General features: G+C 64.0%; 20 protein-coding genes. 13 read left to right on the forward strand and 7 right to left on the reverse strand.

Annotation, left to right across the window (positions count from 1 at the left end):
* The first annotated feature begins 96 nt into the window (after positions 1–96).
* Complete coding sequence (locus tag CAG46_RS05105) at positions 97–846, forward strand: DUF599 domain-containing protein (RefSeq protein WP_085614442.1); 750 nt, start codon at positions 97–99, stop codon at positions 844–846.
* Positions 847–913: 67 nt separating this feature from the next.
* Here CAG46_RS05105 and CAG46_RS05110 read toward each other — a convergent pair whose 3' ends face one another.
* Entirely contained in the window at positions 914–1,207 is a 294-nt protein-coding gene (locus CAG46_RS05110) for a hypothetical protein (RefSeq protein ID WP_015271093.1), read from the reverse strand.
* A 154-nt stretch (positions 1,208–1,361) separates the two neighbouring features.
* Here CAG46_RS05110 and CAG46_RS05115 point away from each other — a divergent pair, with 154 nt between their 5' ends.
* The 4 genes from CAG46_RS05115 to CAG46_RS05130 all read left to right on the forward strand — a co-directional run bounded on the left by CAG46_RS05115 (position 1,362) and on the right by CAG46_RS05130 (position 5,097).
* Complete coding sequence (locus tag CAG46_RS05115; protein ID WP_075045842.1) at positions 1,362–1,838, forward strand: PaaI family thioesterase; 477 nt, start codon at positions 1,362–1,364, stop codon at positions 1,836–1,838.
* Positions 1,835–2,317 (forward strand): PaaI family thioesterase, encoded by a 483-nt coding sequence (locus tag CAG46_RS05120; protein ID WP_085614441.1) that lies wholly within the window; start codon positions 1,835–1,837, stop codon positions 2,315–2,317. The genes CAG46_RS05115 and CAG46_RS05120 overlap by 4 nt, the downstream gene beginning before the upstream one ends.
* Positions 2,318–2,387: 70 nt before the next feature.
* Positions 2,388–4,292 carry a molecular chaperone HtpG gene (gene htpG / locus CAG46_RS05125; protein WP_085614440.1) on the forward strand — a complete coding sequence of 635 codons (1,905 nt, stop codon included), beginning with the start codon at positions 2,388–2,390 and terminating at the stop codon, positions 4,290–4,292.
* 79 nt (positions 4,293–4,371) lie between these two features.
* A complete protein-coding gene (locus CAG46_RS05130) occupies positions 4,372–5,097 on the forward strand; it encodes a dienelactone hydrolase family protein (RefSeq protein WP_085614439.1) in 726 nt (241 codons plus the stop codon).
* A gap of 130 nt (positions 5,098–5,227) precedes the next feature.
* On the opposite strand, the gene CAG46_RS05135 is transcribed toward CAG46_RS05130, so the two are convergent.
* Positions 5,228–6,091, reverse strand: coding sequence for a pirin family protein (locus CAG46_RS05135; RefSeq protein WP_085614438.1), 864 nt, complete (start codon positions 6,089–6,091; stop codon positions 5,228–5,230).
* Positions 6,092–6,207: 116 nt separating this feature from the next.
* Between CAG46_RS05135 and CAG46_RS05140 the strand changes: the two genes are divergently transcribed.
* Positions 6,208–7,212, forward strand: a complete 1,005-nt coding sequence (locus tag CAG46_RS05140) for an amidohydrolase family protein (protein ID WP_085614437.1) — start codon at positions 6,208–6,210, stop codon at positions 7,210–7,212.
* Between the two features lie 176 nt (positions 7,213–7,388).
* Here the strand turns inward: CAG46_RS05140 and fabB are convergent, their stop codons facing one another.
* The 5 genes from fabB to CAG46_RS05165 all read right to left on the reverse strand — a co-directional run bounded on the left by fabB (position 7,389) and on the right by CAG46_RS05165 (position 14,315).
* Positions 7,389–8,609, reverse strand: coding sequence for a beta-ketoacyl-ACP synthase I (gene fabB, locus CAG46_RS05145; protein WP_075045838.1), 1,221 nt, complete (start codon positions 8,607–8,609; stop codon positions 7,389–7,391).
* 11 nt (positions 8,610–8,620) lie between these two features.
* A complete protein-coding gene (gene fabA / locus CAG46_RS05150) occupies positions 8,621–9,136 on the reverse strand; it encodes a 3-hydroxyacyl-[acyl-carrier-protein] dehydratase FabA (RefSeq protein ID WP_003251509.1) in 516 nt (171 codons plus the stop codon).
* A 207-nt stretch (positions 9,137–9,343) separates the two neighbouring features.
* Complete coding sequence (locus tag CAG46_RS05155) at positions 9,344–11,275, reverse strand: ATP-binding protein (RefSeq protein ID WP_085614436.1); 1,932 nt, start codon at positions 11,273–11,275, stop codon at positions 9,344–9,346.
* Positions 11,272–12,162: an ABC transporter substrate-binding protein gene (locus CAG46_RS05160; RefSeq protein ID WP_085592764.1), complete on the reverse strand. Its 891-nt coding sequence runs from the start codon at positions 12,160–12,162 to the stop codon at positions 11,272–11,274. Before CAG46_RS05160 ends, CAG46_RS05155 begins: the two co-directional genes overlap by 4 nt.
* On the reverse strand, positions 12,162–14,315 hold the full coding sequence (locus CAG46_RS05165; RefSeq protein WP_178080675.1) for a TonB-dependent siderophore receptor: 2,154 nt from the start codon (positions 14,313–14,315) through the stop codon (positions 12,162–12,164). Before CAG46_RS05165 ends, CAG46_RS05160 begins: the two co-directional genes overlap by 1 nt.
* Before the next feature lie 221 nt (positions 14,316–14,536).
* On the opposite strand from CAG46_RS05165, the gene CAG46_RS05170 reads away from it, so the two are divergent.
* The 7 genes from CAG46_RS05170 to CAG46_RS05200 all read left to right on the forward strand — a co-directional run bounded on the left by CAG46_RS05170 (position 14,537) and on the right by CAG46_RS05200 (position 20,315).
* Entirely contained in the window at positions 14,537–15,562 is a 1,026-nt protein-coding gene (locus CAG46_RS05170) for an NAD(P)H-dependent glycerol-3-phosphate dehydrogenase (protein ID WP_085614435.1), read from the forward strand.
* 36 nt (positions 15,563–15,598) lie between these two features.
* Positions 15,599–15,946, forward strand: coding sequence for a DUF4389 domain-containing protein (locus CAG46_RS05175; RefSeq protein ID WP_025339957.1), 348 nt, complete (start codon positions 15,599–15,601; stop codon positions 15,944–15,946).
* Entirely contained in the window at positions 15,943–16,401 is a 459-nt protein-coding gene (gene sixA / locus CAG46_RS05180; protein WP_015271084.1) for a phosphohistidine phosphatase SixA, read from the forward strand. The genes CAG46_RS05175 and sixA overlap by 4 nt, the downstream gene beginning before the upstream one ends.
* Positions 16,402–16,706: 305 nt before the next feature.
* Positions 16,707–17,495: an alpha/beta fold hydrolase gene (locus CAG46_RS05185; RefSeq protein WP_025339956.1), complete on the forward strand. Its 789-nt coding sequence runs from the start codon at positions 16,707–16,709 to the stop codon at positions 17,493–17,495.
* Positions 17,492–18,346 (forward strand): alpha/beta hydrolase, encoded by an 855-nt coding sequence (locus CAG46_RS05190; RefSeq protein ID WP_025339955.1) that lies wholly within the window; start codon positions 17,492–17,494, stop codon positions 18,344–18,346. Before CAG46_RS05185 ends, CAG46_RS05190 begins: the two co-directional genes overlap by 4 nt.
* A 109-nt stretch (positions 18,347–18,455) precedes the next feature.
* Positions 18,456–19,250, forward strand: a complete 795-nt coding sequence (locus CAG46_RS05195; protein ID WP_025339954.1) for a DUF4892 domain-containing protein — start codon at positions 18,456–18,458, stop codon at positions 19,248–19,250.
* Between the two features lie 12 nt (positions 19,251–19,262).
* Positions 19,263–20,315 carry an AI-2E family transporter gene (locus CAG46_RS05200; protein ID WP_085614434.1) on the forward strand — a complete coding sequence of 351 codons (1,053 nt, stop codon included), beginning with the start codon at positions 19,263–19,265 and terminating at the stop codon, positions 20,313–20,315.
* Positions 20,316–20,465: the final 150 nt, after the last annotated feature.

Below are 20,465 nucleotides of genomic sequence, written 5' to 3' on the forward strand. Positions count from 1 at the left end.
GTGCAAATATCAGAATGGATGTGTGCCTTTTGCCGCTTGCCAGCGTCGAAATCCGGTCCCTATCCTTCAGGTATCTGGCCCTCCCGGGAACCCTGCATGAACTTCATCCAAAGCAACTTCAACAACCTGTTGGCCATCGCCTGGTTCGCCCTGTGCTGGGGCGGTTACACCCGTTATGCCATCTGGAAGGGCCGCGACACCGCGTGCCTGGCCAGCGTGCTGCACCTGTACCGCGAAGACTGGATGCGCCGCATGCTGCTGCGCGACAACCGCATTGCCGATGCCAGCGTGATCGGCAACCTCGAGCGCAACGCCTCGTTCTTCGCCTCCAGCACCCTGATCATCCTTGCCGGTATCCTCACCGTGCTTGGGGCCTCCGACCGGGCGCTGTCGCTGCTGGCCGACCTGCCGCTGGTGCAGCAGACGTCCCAGGGCATGTCGGAGATCAAGCTGCTGTGCCTGGCCATGGTCTTCGTCTATGCCTTTTTCACCTTCAGCTGGTGCATGCGCCAATACAACTTCGCCGCAGTGCTGGTGGGTTCGGCGCCGATGATCGGTGAACGGCTGGTCAATGAACTTGAACGCAAGGCATTCGCCTCGCGGGCGGCGCGGGTGCTGTCGCTTGCCGCCAACCAGTTCAACCTGGGCCTGCGTTCCTATTACTTCGGCATGGCCATGTTGAGCTGGTTCATCAGCCCATGGTTGTTCATGGTCATGAGTGTCGGGGTAGTGCTGATTCTGTACCGCCGCGAGTTCCATTCGGATGTGTTGGATGTGATGGTGTTCACACGTACCGAAAGTGTTTCGATCGAACCCGCCAAGGAAAACACCGTTTCTGGAACCTGAAACGTTTAATCCATAAGTTTCAGGCACAAAAAAACCCGACAATGTCGGGTTTTCTTGTTTTAGCCGATTACTGCTTGGCAGGTTCGGCTGGAGCAGCTGGGGTAGCTGGAGCGGCTTCCGGAGCCGGAGTAGCCGGAGCGGCTTCTTCGGCGGCCTTCTGCTCGGCTTCGGCCTGATCTTTGGCGGCTTCGGCGTTTTCCTTGGCAGCCTCGTTCATTTTATCCTGAGCTTCGCCCGCTTTTTCCTGGGCTTGCTCGGCGTGTTGCTGTGCGTCCTGGGCTTTGTCTTCGCTCGCTTTATCGCAAGCGGCCAGGCCCATGGCAGCGGCCAGCATCAGAGCAAAAGCAAAAGGTTTACGCATGGGGGTGTTTCTCCTTGGTGGAATAAGTGACTTGTTCCTTCGAGTGCAACTACGCGGAATAAGTTCCGCGAAGATTACACATATATAACGCCCCGTTCTATATGGACTTTTTAACGATTTTATGCCGCTGCGGCAATACGCAGGGAAACAGCCAATGAGCGATTCAACCTTGATGGCCATGGCCGAGCGTTTTCTCTCGGCCCTGAAACATTGTCAGTTGCTGCAAATGCGCGTGGCGCAAACCAATGCCGATGGCATGACCCTGGTGCTGCCCTGGTCACCGGCCATCGTCGGCAACCCGCAGACCGGCGCCGTGCATGGCGGCGCGCTGACCACGCTGATGGACACCACCTGCGGCATGGCCACGCTGTGCGTGCTGCCGCGCTTCGAGGTGTGCCCGACACTGGACCTGCGCATCGACTACATGCACCCGGCAGAGGCCGGCAAGGACATCTACGGCCATGCCCAATGCTATCGGGTCACCCGCGATGTGATCTTCACCCGTGGCACGGCCTATCAGGACGACCCCGCCCAGCCGATCTGCCAGGTGGTGGGCACGTTCATGCGCCTGGGCCAGGAGATCAAGGGTGGCATCCGTTTCGGCAACAGCCTGAAGGAGGGCGGGGCATGATTCCGCACGAGGTTCGCCAACAGCTCAACGCCGCCCACGCAGTGGGAGACTATCGGCCTTTGCTGGCACTGATCCCCTATGCCGGCCTGATCGGCATCGAATGCGAGCGCGAGGGCGATGACCTGCTATTCCGCCTGCCGGCCAGCCAGGACAACATCGGCAACCCGCTGCTGCCGGCCATCCACGGCGGGGTGATCGCGGGCTTCATGGAGCTGTCGGCAGCGCTGTACCTGCTGATCTTCAGCGAGAGCGCGAGCATTCCGAAGATCATCGACTTTTCCATCGATTACCTGCGCGCCGGGCACTTTCGCGATACCTATGCCCAGTGCCAGCTGTGGCGCCAGGGCCGGCGGGTGACCAATGTGGCCATCACCGCCTGGCAGGGTGACAGGCAGTCGCCGATCGCCACGGCTCGCGCGCATTTCAAGATCGAACCGGAAAAGCCCTTGAAATCATCCGTGCAGCCCCCATCTGCATGACATCCGCCGCTAACGCAGGCCAACCTGGCCGCCAGGCGTCAACTGCCATCAGATCGGAGTTTTGAAGACCATGAGTGTGGAGACTCAAAAAGAAACGCTGGGCTTCCAGACCGAGGTAAAGCAGCTGCTGCACCTCATGATCCATTCCTTGTATTCGAACAAGGAGATCTTCCTGCGTGAATTGATCTCCAACGCCTCCGACGCCGCCGACAAGCTGCGTTTCGAGGCCCTGGCCAAGCCAGAGCTGTTCGAAGGCGACGCCGACCTGAAGATTCGACTGAGCTTCGACAAGGACGCCGGTACCGTGACCCTCGAGGACAACGGCATCGGCATGAGCCGCGAAGACGTCATCGCCCACCTGGGTACCATCGCCAAGTCCGGCACCGCCGACTTCATGAAGAACCTCACCGGTGACCAGAAGAAGGACTCGCACCTGATCGGTCAGTTCGGTGTGGGCTTCTACTCCGCGTTCATCGTTGCCGACAAGGTCGACGTGTACAGCCGCCGTGCCGGCCAGCCGGCCGCCGAAGGCGTGCACTGGTCGTCGAAAGGCGAGGGCGAGTTCGAAGTCGCCACCATCGACAAGCCACAGCGCGGTACCCGCATCGTCCTGCACCTGAAGAAGGACGAGCAGGAGTTCGCCGATGGCTGGCGCCTGCGCAACGTGGTCAAGAAGTACTCAGACCACATCGCCATGCCGATCCAGCTGCCGAAAGAGCAAGCTGCCGCCGAAGGTGAAGAACAGCCGGCCGAAGAGTGGGAAACCGTCAACCGTGCCAGCGCCCTGTGGACCCGTCCGCGTACCGAGATCAAGGACGAGGAGTACCAGGAGTTCTACAAGCACATCGGCCATGACTTCGAAAACCCGCTGGCCTGGAGCCACAACAAGGTCGAAGGCAAGCTCGAATACAACTCGCTGCTGTACGTGCCGGCCCGCGCGCCGTTCGACCTGTACCAGCGCGAAGCGCCACGCGGCCTGAAGCTGTACGTGCAGCGCGTGTTCATCATGGACCAGGCCGAGTCGTTCCTGCCGCTGTACCTGCGCTTCATCAAGGGTGTGGTCGATTCCAACGACCTGTCGCTGAACGTGTCGCGTGAAATCCTGCAGAAAGACCCGATCATCGACTCGATGAAGACCGCGCTGACCAAGCGCGTGCTGGACATGCTGGAGAAGCTGGCGAAGAACGAGCCCGAGCAGTACAAGGGCTTCTGGAAGAACTTCGGCCAGGTGCTGAAGGAAGGCCCGGCCGAAGACTTCGCCAACAAGGAAAAGATCGCCGGCCTGCTGCGCTTCGCTTCCACCCAGGACGACAGCGGCGAGCAGAGCGTCGCCCTGGTCGACTACCTGGCACGCGCCAAGGAAGGCCAGGACAAGATCTACTACCTCACCGGCGAGTCGTACGCGCAGGTCAAGAACAGCCCGCACCTGGAAGTCTTCCGCAAGAAAGGCATCGAAGTGCTGCTGCTGACCGACCGTATCGACGAGTGGCTGATGAGCTACCTCAACGAGTTCGACGGCAAGGCTTTCGTCGACGTCGCCCGTGGCGACCTGGACCTGGGCAAGCTGGATTCGGAAGAAGACAAGAAGGCCCAGGAAGAAGTCGCCAAGGACAAGGAAGGCCTGGTCGAGCGCCTGAAGGGCGCGCTGGGTGACAGCGTGGCCGAAGTGCGCGTGTCGCACCGCCTGACCGACTCGCCGGCGATCCTGGCCATCGGTGAGCAGGACCTGGGCCTGCAGATGCGCCAGATCCTCGAAGCCAGCGGGCAGAAGGTGCCGGAGTCCAAGCCGATCTTCGAGTTCAACCCGACCCACCCGCTGATCGAGAAGCTGGACAACGAGCAGAGCGAAGACCGCTTCGCCGAGCTGTCGCACATCCTGTTCGATCAGGCGGCCCTGGCGGCCGGTGACAGCTTGAAGGACCCGGCGGCTTACGTTCGTCGCCTGAACAAGCTGCTGGTCGAGCTGTCTGCTTGAGTTGATGCATAGGAAAGCCCGCTTCGGCGGGCTTTTTTCATGGCGAGCATATTGATGACGAGTGCCAAAGGAGTGCTTGATGAGCAAAGTAATCGTCGAATCGCTGGTCTATCACCTGTCCGGCAAGGCGTATGAAAGCCGCCTGGTCTACGAGCCGGGCGCGCTGGGGCGGCCAGGCCTGGTGATGGCGCCGAACTGGATGGGTATCGGCGAAGGTGCCGAGCGCATCGCCAAGGAAGTGGCCGAGAAGGGCTATGTGGTGCTGATTGCCGACCTGTACGGGCAATCGGTGCGTCCGTCCAACGCCGACGAGGCCGGCGCGGCGATGATGCCGTTGAAGAACGACCGTGGCGAGCTGCGCAAGCGCATGCAGGAAGCCTTGGCGCAACTGGTGGGGCAGTCGAAGGCGCTGCTGGAGCCGGGCAAGGTCGGCACGTTTGGTTTCTGCTTTGGTGGCTGCTGTGCACTGGAACTGGCCCGTACCGGTGCCGATTTGCGTGCGGCGGTGTCGTTCCATGGCACGCTGGACACGCCGAACCCGGAAGATGCCAAGCGCATCAAGGGTTCGGTGCTGGTGCTGCACGGCGCTTCCGACCCACTGGTGCCGAAGGAGCAGCTGCCGGCCTTCGAGGAGGAGATGAACGCGGCCAAGGTTGACTGGCAATTGCTCAGCTATGGCGGCGCGGTGCACTCGTTTACCGACCCGAGTGCCAATGTGCCGGGCAAGATGCAATATGACCGGCGTACCTCGGAGCGGGCGTTCCGCTCGATGCATAACCTGCTGACCGAAGTGTTCCAGCGCTGACAATGCAGGGGGCCGCTATGCGGCCCATCGCGACACAAGGCCGCTCCTACAGGGGTAGCATGACCCATGGCATGCGCGGTCCCTGTAGGAGCGGCCTTGTGTCGCGATGGGCTGCAAAGCAGCCCCAAAATCAGCGCGGCAACTCGATCCTGGAGGTCTCCCCCGAAACCACCGGCCAATCCCCCGCTGCCCATCGCGCCCTGGCCCGCTCGATCAGATCCGGGTCACTGGAGACAAAGTTCCAGTTCATCCGCCGCGGCCCATCCAGTGGCGCGCCACCAATCAGCACCAGCTGGCACTCACCTTCCGCATACAGTGTCACCTCTTCGCCCTCCGGCAGCACCACCAGGCTGCACGGCTCCACCTCCTCATCGTTCATCAGCAATTCGCCATCCAGTACGTACAGCGCCCGTTGCGCATGCTCATTCGGCACCTGCAAGGTAGTCGCCGGCTGCATCCGCACATGCGCGTAAAGGGTAGGAGAGAGCACCGGCACCGGCGACTCCAGGCAGAACCCGCTGCCGGCAATCATGCAGATGCGCACCCCCAGGCTGTCGCTGACCGGCAGGCTTGCCGCCGGGTGGTGGCTGTAGCTTGGCGGGCCTTGTTCATGCTCGCGTGGCGACGCCAGCCATACCTGCAACCCGTGCAGGCGTGAACCATGGGCCAGGACATCTTCAGGCGTGCGCTCGACATGGGCCACGCCGCTGCCTGCGGTCATCCAGCTGACATCGCCCGGCAGCACCCGTTGCGCCGAGCCGAGGCTGTCCTTGTGCAGGATTGCCCCTTCGAACAGGTAGGTAAGGGTCGACAGGCCGATATGCGGGTGCTGGCGGATGTCCATGCCATGCCCAGGGGCATAGTCGGTTTCGAGCATGTGGTCGAAAAACACGAACGGGCCGACGCTGCGGCACTGGGCCGACGGCAGCGGGCGCAGGATCGGCTGGCCCTCGACCGATTCGGCACGTGGGCGGATGACCAGGGGGCTGCTCATGGGAAGGCTCCAGGCAAGGTGGAAATGCCCCAAGCATAGCGTTTGCCCGCTGCGGCTGAACCGTCTCGTTGGCTGGCCGGTCTAGAGGTGTGGTACCCGGAAAAGGAAGCTTCATCATGATCGTCAGAGCGCTGGCCTGCGTGCTGTTATCCACCTGGCTGTGCCAAGCGGCGCAGGCGCGCGACTACCGCTACAGTGATGCCCACCTGCACTACGTCGACTTCTTCCAGGAAAGCGAAGGCATGCCCGCGCTGATCAAGGCCATGGATGCCGCCGGTATCGAGCAGTCGATGATTTCCGGCGTGCCGGTGGCCAAGAAGTGGCATGAAGACGAGCCCAAGCGCCCGCGCTATTACGCTGGGGATGACGCCGAAGCCTACTGGTACAGCGCCACCGACACCTACGTAGCCGCGGCGTTGCAGCAACTGCCCGACGAGCAGCGCAAGCGCTTTCATCCGTTCCTGGCCGGCTTCAATCCGGTGGACAAGAACGCCGCCAGCCATATCGAGCGCATGCTCGATATGCATCCGGGGCTGTGGCAGGGCATTGGCGAGGTGTTCACCCGCCACGATGACCTGACGGCACTGACCAGCGGTGACACGCCGCGCGCCAACAACGAAGCCATGACGCGTATCTATCACCTGGCAGCCGAGCGCGACTTGCCGGTGCTGCTGCATTCCAACATCACCTCCAAACGCGAGCGCAACCCCTTGTACCTGGCGGAGATCGAAGAGCCGCTGCGCAATCACCCGCACACGCGGTTTATCTGGGCGCACGCCGGCAGCAGCATGGAGATTCACCGGCACCAGACGCAGATGGACTTTCTGCTGCCGGTGCTGACGCGGTTACTGGAGGATTACCCGAACCTGTATGTCGATTTGTCGTGGAGCGTGCTGGAGCCTTATCTGCTGGATGACCGGGGTGTGCCGCGCAAGGCGTGGCTGGCACTGGTCGAGAAATACCCGGAGCGGTTCATGCTGGGTTCGGATGTGGTGGGGCGGTTTGGTAGCCTTGGGGAGCAGATGCACGGGTTCAGGCCGTTTCTGGATGCATTGCCGGAACAAGTTGCCAACAAGGTGGCCAGGGAGAATTTTCTGGCTGTACTGCCCAGACAGAAATAAGGGTTTTCCTGTGCTGGCCCTATCGCCGGCAAGCCAGCTCCCACAGGTACTGCGCAGGTTCCGAAGCCTATGCAGTACCTGTGGGAGCTGGCTTGCCGGCGATAGGGCCGGTACAGGCAACACAAATGAAAACGCCCCGAACCAGTCGGGGCGTTTTCGTTTACCGCAGCAGCGTCTTACTTGCCTTCCCAGCGCTTGAGCACCAGGGTGGCGTTGGTGCCGCCGAAGCCGAAGCTGTTGCTCATGACCGTGTCGATCTTGGCGTTTTCTTCGGTCTTGCGCAGGATCGGCAGGTCGGCGACCTCCGGGTCCAGCTCGTCGATGTTGGCGGAGCCGGCGATGAAGTTGTTTTCCATCATCAGCAGGCAGTAGATCGCCTCGTGTACGCCAGCAGCGCCCAGCGAGTGGCCCGACAGGCTCTTGGTCGAGCTGATCTTCGGTGCCTTGTCGCCGAACACGGCGCGAACGCCCTTGATCTCGGCAACGTCACCGACCGGGGTCGAGGTGCCGTGGGTGTTCAGGTAGTCGATCGGGGTGTCGACGGTCGACAGCGCCTGCTGCATGCAGCGGATGGCACCTTCGCCGCTCGGGGCAACCATGTCGTAGCCGTCGGAAGTGGCGCCGTAGCCGACGATTTCCGCGTAGATCTTGGCGCCACGGGCCAGGGCGTGTTCCAGCTCCTCGACCACCACCATGCCGCCACCGCCAGCGATGACGAAGCCATCACGGTCGGCATCGTAGGCGCGCGAGGCCTGGTCCGGGGTTTCGTTGCGCTTGGTCGACAGGGCGCCCATGGCATCGAACAGGAACGACTGGCTCCAGTGCTCTTCTTCACCGCCACCGGCGAAGACGATGTCCTGCTTGCCCCACTGGATCTGCTCCAGGGCGGTGCCGATGCAGTGTGCCGAAGTGGCGCAGGCCGACGAGATCGAGTAGTTGATGCCCTTGATCTTGAACGGGGTGGCCAGGCACGCCGAAACGGTGCTGCCCATGGTGCGGGTAACGCGGTACGGGCCGACGCGCTTGACGCCTTTCTCGCGCAGGGTGTCCAGCGCTTCCATCTGGTTCAGGGTCGAGGCGCCGCCGGAGCCAGCCACCAGGCCGGTACGCGGGTTGGAAACCTGCTCTTCGGTCAGGCCGGCGTCCTTGATCGCGTCCTGCATCGCCAAGTAGGCGTAGGCAGCAGCGTGGCCGACGAAGCGGTAGACCTTGCGGTCGATCAGTTCTTCGAGGTTGAGGTCGATGGACCCGGAAACCTGGCTACGCAGCCCCATTTCCTTGTATTCCGGGTTGTAACGGATACCCGGACGGCTGTTGCGCAGGTTTTCGGTGACGGTAGCTTTGTCATTGCCCAGGCACGATACGATGCCCAGACCAGTGATAACGACGCGGCGCATGCGAATAACCCTTAGAAATTGTCAGTGGAGGTGAACACGCCGACCCGCAGGCCTTCGGCAGTGTAGATCTCGCGGCCGTCGACGCTGACCGAGCCATCGGCGATGGCCATGTTCAGCTTGCCCTTCAGGACGCGCTTGATGTGAATGTTGTAAGTGACTTTCTTGGCTTCCGGCAGTACCTGGCCAAAGAACTTCACCTCGCCCGAACCCAGGGCGCGACCGCGGCCCGGCAGGCCCTGCCAGCCGAGGAAGAAACCTACCAGCTGCCACATGGCGTCGAGGCCCAGGCAGCCCGGCATTACCGGGTCGCCTTCGAAGTGGCAGGCGAAGAACCACAGGTCCGGATTGATATCCAGCTCGGCGACCAATTCACCTTTGCCGTACTTGCCGCCTTCTTCGCTGATATGGGTGATGCGATCGACCATCAGCATGTTCGGCGCGGGCAGTTGCGCATTACCTGGGCCGAACAGCTCACCGCGACTGCAGCGCAGCAGGTCTTCCCGAGTAAAGGCGTGTTGTTTGGTCATGCGAGCTCCTCAATAACCCCCTGCGGCAGGGGATGAATCTTCCCGGCCGGCCCGATACGCATCGCGTCCGAGACGGCAGCCTACAGGTAGACTATTGCGTTGTGGTGAAAGTCACAGTGCACCCGGTGAAAGAAGTACAGGTGTGCACTGAAACGTCTATTTTCAGGTCCGATGAAGGTCCTGTCCAGTGTTTAAGACTGCCGCACTTTAGCATTTATCGCCAGTCGCGGTTGTCTGACCGGGTAGCCAGCGCTGCAGCACGCGCTGCAGTTCGGTGCGGCGCAAGGGTTTGCTCAGGTAGTCGTCCATGCCGGCCGCCATGCAACGCTCGCGGTCGCCCTGCAAGGCGTTGGCGGTCAGGGCGATGATCGGTAGTCTGGCGCCGTTGGGCAGCTGGCGGATACGCCGGGTGGCTTCATAGCCGTCCAGGTGCGGCAGGCGGCAGTCCATCAGCACGGCGGCAAAACGCTGCCGGCTGACCCGTTCGACCGCCTCCAGGCCGTCCTCGGCCGTGCAAACCGCCAGGCCCAGGCTACGCAGCATGGCCTCGATGACACTTTGGTTGACCGGATTGTCCTCTACCAGCAGCACCTGATCATTGTCGGCCACCGCCGGCGGCGCAGCGCTTGGCAGCGTCAGCGATACCGGGGCAGGGCTGGCCAGGGCCAGCGGCATCTCCAGGGTAAAGGTCGAGCCCAGGCCTTCGCGGCTTTCGCCGCGCAGCTTGCCGCCCATGCGTTCGGCCAGGGTGCGGGCGATCGACAGCCCCAGCCCGGTGCCGCCATAGCGGCGGGAAATCGAGCTGTCGGCCTGCTGGAAGGCGACGAACATCATTTCCAGGCGCTCGTTGTCGATGCCGATCCCGGTGTCGCGCACACTGCAGGTCAGCCAGATCAGCTGGCGGTCGAGCACCTGCCAGCGCGCCTCGACCTGTACCTGGCCGCGTTCGGTGAATTTCAGCGCATTGCCGACCAGGTTCAGCAGGATCTGGCGGATGCGCGTGGGGTCGCCGTTCACCTGCAGCTGCTCGATACCCGCCGGCAGTTGCAGGTGCAGGGCAAGCCCGCGCTGCTGGGCGCTGTGCTGGAACGACTGGACGCTGCTGGTGATCAGCTCGCCCAGGTTGAAGTCGATGTGCTCCAGTTGCAGCGCGGCGCGTTCGATGCGCGAGAAGTCGAGGATGTCGTTGATGACCTTGAGCAGGTGCCCGGTGGATTCGCTTGCCACCGCAGTGTACTCGGCCTGTTCGCTGTTCAGCTGGGTGGTTTCCAGCAACTGCAGCATGCCCAGCACGCCATTCATCGGCGTGCGCAGTTCGTGGCTCATCATCGCCAGGAAGTCCGATTTGGCGCGGTTGGCCTGTTCGGCCTCCTCGCGGGCCTGGATCAGTTCGGCAATGGCCTGCTTCTGTTCATTGCTGGCCTGCTCCAGGGCGTGGGCCAGGTTGTTGATGTGGTGCGCCAGGTGGCCCAGTTCGCTGTCATCGACCACCGGCAACAGGGTGTGGTACTCGCCCTGCTGGATGGCCTTGACCGCATGCCCCATGTCGCTGATCGGCTTGGCCAGGCTCAGGGCCAGGCGGCGCGCCAGCAGGAAGGTGAACAGCAGGGCGAACAGCGCGAGGATACCGGCCTTGATCACGATTTCCTGCTGGCGCTGGCTGAAGGCGTCATCGGACATGCCGACGATCACCCGGCCCAGGTAATCGTCGCCGATGGCCGGGGTGGTGGCCTTGCCCTGTTGCAGGAAGTCGCTGTCCAGGCGGATCTGCTGCAGGCGGATGGGTGCCTGGAACACTTCGACGCGCTGCGCGCGGTTGGCGCTTTCGTCGGACTGCTCCACATACACCAGGATGTGGTTGCGGCTGTCCTGCACCTCGAGGAAGCGCACGTGGGGGATGCTGAGCGTGGCGCGCATCAGGCCTTCGAGCACTTCGTTGTTGCCCGAGATCACCCCGTATTCCGAGGCTGGCGCCAGCTGGTTGGCGATCAGTTGCCCGGTGTGGTTCAGTTCCTGGCGCAGGTCCTGGATACGCACGAAGGTGAAGAAGCTGATCAGCAGCAAGGTCAGCAGCAGGGCAGGGCCGAGGCTGATGATCTGGGTGCGGGTGTGGATGTCCCAGCTCAGGCGCTTGCTCATGGGGTGGGTTCTCCTTCGGCCAGGGCCTTGGCGGCGGCGTTCGGATCGATCGGTTCAAGGCCCAGGGCGCGCGCCACCTGCTGGTTGCCGCTGACGCCGAAGCGCACCGGGTACAGGCTGCGCGGCCAGCGCGCCGGTGGCTGGTCGAGCAACTGGTCGAGTACCGCCAGCCAATCGTCCTGGTCACTGAAGGTGCTGGCCAGGGCGCCGGCGCGGACGAACCCGGCGTTCGGGCCGATCAGCGCCATCTGCCGGCCATAGCTGCTCAACAGCAGGTTCTTCGCAGTCTTGGAGTTGAACAGGTCGGCATCGTCCAGGCCCAGCAGCACGTCACTGTTGGCCAACAAATGTTGCAGAGGGCGGCTGTCGCGCGGGTCTGGCCAATCCTGGGCAATGATCTCCAGGCCCAGCGCGCGGGCGGCATGGCGCAGCTCTTCGAGCAGAAAGCTGCTGTGCTCGCCGTACAGCACACCAATGCGCTGGGCCTGCGGCAGCAGGTAGCGCGCCAGGCGCAGCTGCCGGCCCAGCGGCGGGTCGCTCCACAGCAGCGTGAGGAACGCGGGCCGCGACTTTCCCAGGCGCTGTTCAGCCTGTACCCGGCTGACCCTCATGGCCAGGGCCGGCGGGCCGGCGGTTTCCCCAAGGCGCCATTCCAGTGCGGCGTTGTCCAGCAAGATCAGGCGCTGGTCAGCCTTGAGCTTGCCCGGGCGTGGCAGGTCGGCGGTGGTCTGGAAATGCACGTGATCGTGCGGCCGGCGGCTTTCCAGCGCAGCGACGAAACTGCGAATGCCGGGCTGGTCTTCCGCGCCTACCAACACGATTTCGCTGGCGGACAGCGGCCCCATCGGCCACAGGCACAACAGCAACAGGCGCAGCAGCAGGGCCATCAGAACTCCAGCTCCGCGCTGACGCTCAGGCGGTGGCGGCTGTCGTAGCGGTTCTGGATTGCCGTGGTCGGCTCATCGTCCAGGCGCTGTTGCCACAGCGCCGCCAGCTCCAGGTTGCTGCCATGCACCCGGAAGCGCTTGGCCAGGCGCAGGTCCAGGCGCTCGTAGCGGTACTGGTTGAGCGCATCGTCGCCATAATAGAACAGCGCACTGGACCAACCGTCGCCCCACTCGCGCATCCACCCGGCCGAGCCGCTGTTGCGCGCGCTGAGGCGGCGGTCGGCAGGGTTGCTGGCCCAGGCATCCACGTAGGCGTAGGTAAGGCGCAGGCGGTCGCGCAGAGTCGGGCGCCAGTCCAGTTGCGCCTCGCTGCCGCTGAAACGGGCCTTGTTGGCGTTGCTGGCGATGTACTGGTTGTTCTTCAGGGGCTCGCTGATCATTCCGGTGATCTCGTCGTAGAACAGCTTCACATCCATGTTCAGGTCGATGTCGCTGAAGTAGCCGTTGTAGCCCAGTTCGCGCGAGCGCATGCGTTCCTGGTCGAGGTCGCCCGGGCCGCGGGTCTTGACGAAGTATTCGCCGTTTTGCAGCTTGAATGCATTGGGGGTTGGGCTCAGGTTCTTGACCGTGTAGCTCCAGTTGACGTTGTTCTCGAACATGTCGGGCGAGCGCACTGCCTCGGAATACACCGCACGCAGGCCATGGCGCGGGGTGATCAGGTAGTTGACCGCCACGCGTGGGGTCAGCGAGCTGCCGGACAGGCGCGAGTCCTCGAACATGGCACCGCCCTGCAGGATCCAGTGCTCGTCGGCGCGCCACTCCAGCTGGCCGAACAGGCGCCAGGTCTGGTCGTCGATGCTGCCATTGAAGTAGGTCTGCGAGTCGGCACGATCATAGCGGTAGTTCATGCCGCTGAGCAGACGCAGGCTGTCGGTCAGGCTCAGTGTGTCCTGGATTTCCAGGTCGTAGCGGGTTTCGCGGGTGCTCTGGTCGACGTCGCCGCAGACCTGCTGATCTCCACCCTCCTTCCATTGCTGTTTCACCTTTTCCAGGAGCTCACTCAGGACTGGGTCGCTGGTCGAAAGTGGCGTTCCTCCAGCGATTCCGCGAGCTACTTTCTCGGCAAAATCGGGATTGATTTGCCAGATCTGAGTCAGTTCGGGGCTGAATGATTGCAAGGCATCGCAAGCGCGCCAGACCTGCTGGCGGTCAAAATGCTGGGCCGAACCCTGGATATAGAGGCTGTGCTCGGAGCTAAAATCCTTGGTCCAGCGTACTGAGCCGGCGTAGTCCTTGGCATTGACGTCAGCGTTGTTTCCCGCCTCATATTTTTTGAACACCGGCTGATAGGTATATGGCCGCTGGTTGCTGCCTTCCTTCGCCGCCAGTTGCCATTCCAGGGTCTGGTCGTGTGCCAGGCTGTGGCTGGCGTTGATATTGAAGCGGGTCAGCCGGCGGCTGTCGCGGTAGTCCTGGCCGAACTGGTTCTCGTCGAAGCCATCGTCCTGCTGGCCGGACAGCGACAGGCGCATGTCGCCGCCATCCCAGCCGAAGCCGTGGCTGGCGTAGAAATCATTGATGCCGTCCTGGCCGCGGGTCATCTTCAGCCGCGTGCCATGGCTGTCGGCAGGGTTGCGGGTAAGGATGTTGACCACCGCCATCAGCGCATTGGCGCCGTAGCTGACCGTGTTGGGGCCGCGGAACACCTCGATGCGCTCGATATCCTCCATGGCCAGGGGGATGTCGCTCCAGTCCACCGTGGCCAGGCCGGCGCGGTACACCGAACGGCCATCGATCAGCACCTGCATGCGCCGGGCATCGTTGACGTTGCTGCCGTGGTAATTGACCGTGGGTTGGTTGCCGGCGTTGTAGCCCACCATCATGCCCGGCACCAGGCGCAGCAGCTCGGGGATGTCGCGGGCACCGCTGGCGCGGATCAGCTCGCTGTCGAGCACGGTCATGCTGCCCGGGACTGCGGCGGGGGATTGTTTCAGGCGCGTGGCGGTCAGAACCTGCGGCAGGTCCGTGTTGTCGATGAACAGGTCATCGGCCACGGCCGGGCCACCGAGCAGGGCAGTCAGTATGAGCAGGCGCGGGTACGGGGGCGTGCCAGGGAACACAAAGCGGCCTTGTATCAGGATTGAAACAGGCATGGTAACTGACCTTGACGTATTTGCCAGTGATCTGCATTACCCGTGATGGCCCTTTCGCGGGTAAACCCGCTCCCACAAGGACCGCACCGCTACTGAAGGCTTCGTTGTACCTGTGGGAGCGGGTTTACCCGCGAAGAGGCCGGTACTGACACTGGTTCTGTAGCAGGCGAGCCGTATAATGGCCGGGTCGCCACTTAACTTTTGGCTTTAACGGATTGGATATGACTGAACAGCAACCTGTTGCAGTTCTGGGAGGCGGCAGCTTCGGCACCGCCGTGGCGAACCTGCTGGCAGAAAACGGTGTGCCGGTGCGCCAATGGATGCGCGACCCGGAACAGGCCGAGGCCATGCGCGTCAATCGCGAGAATCCGCGCTACCTCAAGGGCATCCGCCTGCACGACGGCGTCGAGCCGGTCAGCGACATGCTGGCCACCCTGCAGGCCAGCGAGCTGATTTTCGTCGCCCTGCCATCGAGCGCCTTGCGCAGCGTGCTGGCCCCGCATGCCGAGCTGCTGCGCGGCAAGGGCCTGGTCAGCCTGACCAAGGGCATCGAAGCGCAAAGCTTCAAGCTGATGAGCCAGATCCTCGAGGAAATCGCCCCCGAGGCGCGCATCGGCGTGCTGTCCGGCCCCAACCTGGCCCGTGAAATCGCCGAACATGCGCTGACCGCCACGGTGGTTGCCAGCGAGGACGAAAAACTGTGCCAGCAGGTGCAGGCCGTGCTGCATGGGCGTACCTTCCGTGTCTACGCCAGTGCCGACCGCTTTGGCGTCGAGCTGGGCGGGGCGCTGAAGAACGTCTACGCCATCATCGCCGGCATGGCGGTGGCCCTGGGCATGGGCGAGAACACCAAGAGCATGCTGATTACCCGCGCCCTGGCCGAGATGACCCGCTTCGCCGTCAGCCAGGGCGCCAACCCCATGACCTTCCTCGGCCTGGCCGGTGTCGGTGACCTGATCGTCACCTGTTCCTCGCCCAAGAGCCGCAACTACCAGGTCGGTCACGCGCTGGGCCAGGGCCTGAGCCTGGAGCAGGCGGTCAACCGCCTGGGCGAAGTGGCCGAAGGCGTCAACACCCTCAAGGTGCTCAAGGCCAAGGCGCAGGAAGTGCAGGTGTACATGCCGCTGGTGGCTGGCCTGCATGCCATCCTGTTCGAAGGCCGCACGCTGAACCAGGTGATCGAGCACCTGATGCGTGCCGAGCCGAAGACCGATGTCGATTTCATTTCCATCAGCGGTTTCAACTGAGCCTTCAGCGGCTCTGACAACAGCAAGGAGCAACACATGAACGATACGCCCGAACGCGCCCAGCGCGAGTCGATCATCCTGCGGGTCCTGTGGATGGTGGTGTTCCTGGTGGTCTGGCAGCTGGCCGAGCTGCTGCTCGGTGGCCTGGTGCTGGTACAACTGATCTACCGCCTGGTGTACGGCGCCCCCAGCGCCAGCCTGATGAACTTCGGCGACAGCCTGAGCCAGTACCTGGCGCAGATCGGCCGCTTCGGCAGCTTCCACAGCGACCAGAAGCCCTGGCCGTTCGCCGACTGGCCGGCACCGCGTGCCCCGGAAGGCGAGGCGCCGCACGCGGTGGCCCCGGCCCCGCACCCGGTGCGTGACGAGGAGCCCAAGCTGTGAAGCTGTGGGTGCTGCGCCACGGTGAAGCGGAGCCGCGGGCCAACAGCGATGCCGAGCGCCGGCTGACCGCCCATGGTCGCGAGCAGGTGCTGCACAGCGCCGCCCGCCTGCTGGGCCAGCCGCTGCAGGCGATCATCGCCAGCCCTTACGTACGCGCCCAGCAAACGGCCGCCCTGGTGCATGACACCCTGGGCTTCGCCGAACCGGTGCGCACCGTGCCCTGGCTGACGCCTGACAGTGATGTGCAGCAGGTTATCGGCGAAATCGAGCGCTTGGGCCTGGAGCATGTGCTGCTGGTCAGCCACCAGCCGCTGGTGGGTACCCTGGTAGGGGCGTTGCAGCATGGCCACCAGCAGCAACCGGCAGGCATGAGCACTGCAAGCCTGGCGGAGCTGGAAGGGGACTGGCCGCTGGCTGGGTTGATGACCCTTCGGGCGATCAACTCGCCGGCCTGAAACCCAGGGGGGGCGCTGCGCGGACAGGTACCGCCCCCGCCTTGAGCTGTGGGAGCGGCTTTAGCCGCGAACACCGGCGCAGCCGGTGCCATGCACCGTGTTGGATTCTTCGCGGCTAAAGCCGCTCCCACAGTGTTTGCGGATTGCTTGCGAACTCAGTTATCTACGCGACAGCGCAGCCCAAAGGGCTGGGCGATCTCCCGCAAGCCTGACCTGATAGCCCTCGCCGATGACCTTTCCGGACGTTGCCGAACTGCCCCGCGATACCGACAATGGGCCATCATCCCCCATCCGGACCCGGCGCCATGTCGCAGCAGATCTTCTTCGCCCATGCCAACGGTTTCCCCTCGGCCACCTACGGCAAGCTGTTCGCCGCCCTGGCACCGGACTATCAGGTGCAGCACCTGGCCCAGCACGGCCACGATCCGCGCTTTCCGGTGGACGACAACTGGCAGAGCCTGGTCGATGAACTGCTGCACCACCTGGCCCGGCAGGACCAGCCGGTATGGGGCGTCGGCCATTCGCTGGGCGGGGTGTTGCACCTGCACGCAGCCTTGCGCTGCCCCGAGTACTACCGCGGCGTGGTGATGCTCGACTCGCCGGTGCTCACCCGCGCCGACCAGTGGCTGCTGCGCACCGCCAAGCGCTTTGGCTTCATTGACCGTATCACCCCGGCTGGCCGCACCCTGGGGCGCCGCGAAACCTTCAATGACCGCGACAGTGCCCGAGACTATTTCGCCGGCAAGTCACTGTTTCGCCATTTCGACCCCGACTGCCTCGATGCCTACATAGAGCACGGCCTTCAGGCGATGGAGCAGGGGCTGCAGTTGCGCTTCGACCCGGCCACGGAAATCAGCATCTACCGCAGCATCCCGCATACCAGCCCTGCGCCCGCGCGGCAATTGCAGGTGCCGCTGGCCATGGTCCGCGGCGAGCGCAGCAACGTCATTCGCCGCCACCACACACTGGCCGTGCGCGGCATGCCCAGGGGCGAGTTCCACAGCGTGCCGGGTGGCCACATGTTCCCGCTGGAGCGACCAACCGACACCGCCAGCCTGATCAAGGGCTTGTTCGACCGCTGGAGCCAGGCATGAGCGCGCAGGTCGAGGAAATCCGCCTGAGCCTGGGCCATATCGAACTGGCAGCGCACCTGTTCGGCCCCGAGGACGGGCTGCCGGTAATCGCCCTGCATGGCTGGCTGGACAACGCCAACAGCTTCGCCCGCCTGGCGCCGCAGCTGAAAGGCCTGCGCATCGTCGCCCTGGACCTGGCCGGGCATGGTTACTCCGAGCACCGGCCGCTCGGCGCTGGCTATGCCCTGGCCGACTACGCCCATGACGTGCTGCGGGTGGCCGAGCAGCTGGGTTGGCAACGGTTCGCCCTGCTGGGCCATTCGCTGGGGGCAATCATTTCCGTGCAACTGGCTGGCGCGCTGCCGGAGCGGGTCAGCCATCTGGCCCTGATCGACGGCGTCATCCCGCCGACCGGCGCCGAGCAGGATGCCGGCGAGCGGCTGGGCATGGCACTGCAGGCCCAGTTACGCCTGGATGGCAAGCGCAAGTCGGTGTACACCACACTGGAGCAGGGCGTGCAGGCACGCATGAAAGGCATGGTCGCGGTCAGCCGCGAGGCAGCCGAGCTGCTGGCCCAGCGTGGCCTGATGCCGGTGCCCGGCGGTTACAGCTGGCGCAGCGACAGCCGCCTGACCCTGCCTTCGCCAGTGCGCCTGAGCGAGGCCCAGGCCATGGCCTACGTGCGCCGGGTAAGTTGCCCGGCGCGCCTGGTGGTGGCTGCCGACGGCATGCTGGCGCGCCACACAGGGTTGCTGGAGCAGCTACCCTTCGAGCAGGTGACGCTGCCCGGTGGCCATCACCTGCACCTGAACGATGAGCAGGGCGCGGCCCTTGTCGCAGACTGTTTCAATCGCTTCTTTGGCTTTGCTTGACTTGCACCGGACAAGTGTCGAGGCTTGGCGGGTTGAACAGGGAGACAACCATGCAACTGCCAGACATCCTGGAGCTTCACCTCGGCGCTGAGCGCCGCCTGGTTCGCCAATGAGCGCGCCTGTTGCCATCCGTAATGCCTTCGCTGCCTGCCTGGTGTTCGCCAGCCCCGTTTTGTGGGCCGGCAGCCTGCCGGTACCGGTGGACGCCAAGGTGGTCGACCAGCGCCCGGCCGTGGAGCAGGAGCGTGTCTACCCCATGGGCCCGCTGCGCAAGATCAGCGGCCGCCTGCGGGTCGAGGACAAGGTCGAAAGCCGTGGCCAGGTCAGCTCGGTAACCTACGAACTGCCGGTCGAGCGTACCGCCCGCGAAGCCTTCACCAGCGCTCGCGAAGCACTGCAGCGCGACGGCGGCTACCCGCTGTTCTGGTGCCAGGGCCGCGATTGCGGCGAGGCCAGCCTGTGGGCCAATGATGTGTTCGCCAATGCCCGCCTCAACGGCGGCGACGAGCAGCAGGCGTTCATCCTGCTGCGCCGCTCGGCGGAGCAGGCCGACACCCTGGTTGCGCTGTACAGCGTCACCCGCGGCAACCGCCGCGCCTACCTGCACGTGGAAGAGTTCGTCGCCGGCAGCCCGCTGGGCGAACTGCTGCCGACCGCCGCCACGGTGCTGCGCGAAATGCGCGACACCGGCAAGCTCGACTACCCTGACTTGGCCGCGCCGCAAGACGCCTGGGCGAACCTGCTGGCCCGCAGCCTGAACCTCGACAGCACCCTGCGTGCCAGCCTCAGTGGCGCCCAGGCTGAAGCCTGGCGCGAGGCCTTGGTCAAGGCGGGGGTGCGCAATGGTCGCCTCGAAGTCGGTAGCGCGCCTACCGACGGCCTGCACCTTGAACTGATCCGTTGAACGGGCACCACCATGGCTAACAATGACCGCTTGCTGGTCCAGATTCTGCTGCTGGCGCTGCTGGGTGCCGGCCTGTGGGTGATGGCACCTTTCATTTCAGCGCTGTTGTGGGGGGCCATCCTGGCCTTTGCCAGCTGGCCGTTGATGCGCTTGCTGACGCGTGCGCTGGGCGGGCGCGAAACCCTGGCGGCCAGCCTGCTGACCACTGCCTGGATCCTGATCGTGGCGCTGCCGCTGGTGTGGCTGGGATTCAACCTGGCCGACCACATTCGCGATGCGACGGCGTTCGTGCGTGACGTGCAGGTGGACGGCCTGCCCGATGCCCCGGCCTGGCTGGGTGGCATCCCGTTGGTTGGCGAGCGCCTGGTCAGCTGGTGGCAATCGCTGGACCAGCAGGGCGCGGCCTTGCTGGCCTCGGTCAAGCCGCACCTGGGGCAGGTGGGCAACTGGTTGCTGGCGCGCAGCGCGCAGATCGGCAGCGGGGTGCTGGAGCTGACCCTCAGCCTGGTATTCGTGTTCTTCTTCTACCGTGACGGCCCGCGCTTGTCGGCGTTTGTCCTGCGCTTGCTGCACCGCCTGATGGGCGACCGAGCCGAGTACTACCTGGAGCTGGTGGCCGGTACGGTGCAGCGGGTGGTCAACGGGGTGATCGGTACGGCCGCCGCGCAGGGCGTGCTGGCGTTGATCGGCTTCCTGATTGCCGGTGTGCCCGGGGCCATCGTGCTGGGGCTGGTGACCTTCATGCTCAGCCTGATCCCCATGGGCCCGCCACTGGCCTGGATCCCGGCCACGGGCTGGCTGGTATGGAAGGGCGAATACGGCATGGCGGTATTCCTGGGGGTTTGGGGTACCTTCATCATCAGTGGCGTGGACAACGTGCTCAAACCGTACCTGATCAGCCGTGGCGGCAACCTGCCCCTGGTGATCGTGCTGCTGGGGGTATTCGGCGGTTTGATCGCCTTTGGCTTCATTGGCCTGTTCATCGGGCCGACCTTGCTGGCGGTCGGCTACAGCCTGCTGCTGGACTGGAGCCGCAACGCGGCGCAGCAGCCGCCCCAGCCGTAGCCTGTACTGGCCTCTTCGCGGGTGAACCCGCTCCCACAAGGATCTCCGCAGCCCGGGAGAGTGGTGTGGTCCCTGTGGGAGCGGGTTTATCCGCGAAGAGGCCGGTTCAGGCAACCTCAACCCCCGATCTTTACACCTTCTTTATTCCCA

Source organism: Pseudomonas sp. B23(2017), assembly GCF_002113725.1.
In the GTDB taxonomy this organism is placed as follows: domain Bacteria; phylum Pseudomonadota; class Gammaproteobacteria; order Pseudomonadales; family Pseudomonadaceae; genus Aquipseudomonas; species Aquipseudomonas putida_Z.

Bases quoted from the DNA above. Each gene is read 5' to 3' on its own strand.
- fabB (WP_075045838.1), bottom strand. From the start codon at position 8,609: ATGCGCCGCGTCGTTATCACTGGTCTGGGCATCGTATCGTGCCTGGGC.
- CAG46_RS05105 (WP_085614442.1), top strand. From the start codon at position 97: ATGAACTTCATCCAAAGCAACTTCAACAACCTGTTGGCCATCGCCTGG.
- CAG46_RS05195 (WP_025339954.1), top strand. From the start codon at position 18,456: ATGAGCGCGCCTGTTGCCATCCGTAATGCCTTCGCTGCCTGCCTGGTG.
- CAG46_RS05110 (WP_015271093.1), bottom strand. From the start codon at position 1,207: ATGCGTAAACCTTTTGCTTTTGCTCTGATGCTGGCCGCTGCCATGGGC.
- CAG46_RS05115 (WP_075045842.1), top strand. From the start codon at position 1,362: ATGAGCGATTCAACCTTGATGGCCATGGCCGAGCGTTTTCTCTCGGCC.
- CAG46_RS05120 (WP_085614441.1), top strand. From the start codon at position 1,835: ATGATTCCGCACGAGGTTCGCCAACAGCTCAACGCCGCCCACGCAGTG.
- CAG46_RS05190 (WP_025339955.1), top strand. From the start codon at position 17,492: ATGAGCGCGCAGGTCGAGGAAATCCGCCTGAGCCTGGGCCATATCGAA.
- CAG46_RS05160 (WP_085592764.1), bottom strand. From the start codon at position 12,162: ATGGCCCTGCTGCTGCGCCTGTTGCTGTTGTGCCTGTGGCCGATGGGG.
- CAG46_RS05140 (WP_085614437.1), top strand. From the start codon at position 6,208: ATGATCGTCAGAGCGCTGGCCTGCGTGCTGTTATCCACCTGGCTGTGC.
- CAG46_RS05170 (WP_085614435.1), top strand. From the start codon at position 14,537: ATGACTGAACAGCAACCTGTTGCAGTTCTGGGAGGCGGCAGCTTCGGC.
- CAG46_RS05175 (WP_025339957.1), top strand. From the start codon at position 15,599: ATGAACGATACGCCCGAACGCGCCCAGCGCGAGTCGATCATCCTGCGG.
- htpG (WP_085614440.1), top strand. From the start codon at position 2,388: ATGAGTGTGGAGACTCAAAAAGAAACGCTGGGCTTCCAGACCGAGGTA.
- CAG46_RS05135 (WP_085614438.1), bottom strand. From the start codon at position 6,091: ATGAGCAGCCCCCTGGTCATCCGCCCACGTGCCGAATCGGTCGAGGGC.
- fabA (WP_003251509.1), bottom strand. From the start codon at position 9,136: ATGACCAAACAACACGCCTTTACTCGGGAAGACCTGCTGCGCTGCAGT.
- CAG46_RS05200 (WP_085614434.1), top strand. From the start codon at position 19,263: ATGGCTAACAATGACCGCTTGCTGGTCCAGATTCTGCTGCTGGCGCTG.
- CAG46_RS05130 (WP_085614439.1), top strand. From the start codon at position 4,372: ATGAGCAAAGTAATCGTCGAATCGCTGGTCTATCACCTGTCCGGCAAG.
- CAG46_RS05155 (WP_085614436.1), bottom strand. From the start codon at position 11,275: ATGAGCAAGCGCCTGAGCTGGGACATCCACACCCGCACCCAGATCATC.
- CAG46_RS05165 (WP_178080675.1), bottom strand. From the start codon at position 14,315: ATGCCTGTTTCAATCCTGATACAAGGCCGCTTTGTGTTCCCTGGCACG.
- CAG46_RS05185 (WP_025339956.1), top strand. From the start codon at position 16,707: ATGTCGCAGCAGATCTTCTTCGCCCATGCCAACGGTTTCCCCTCGGCC.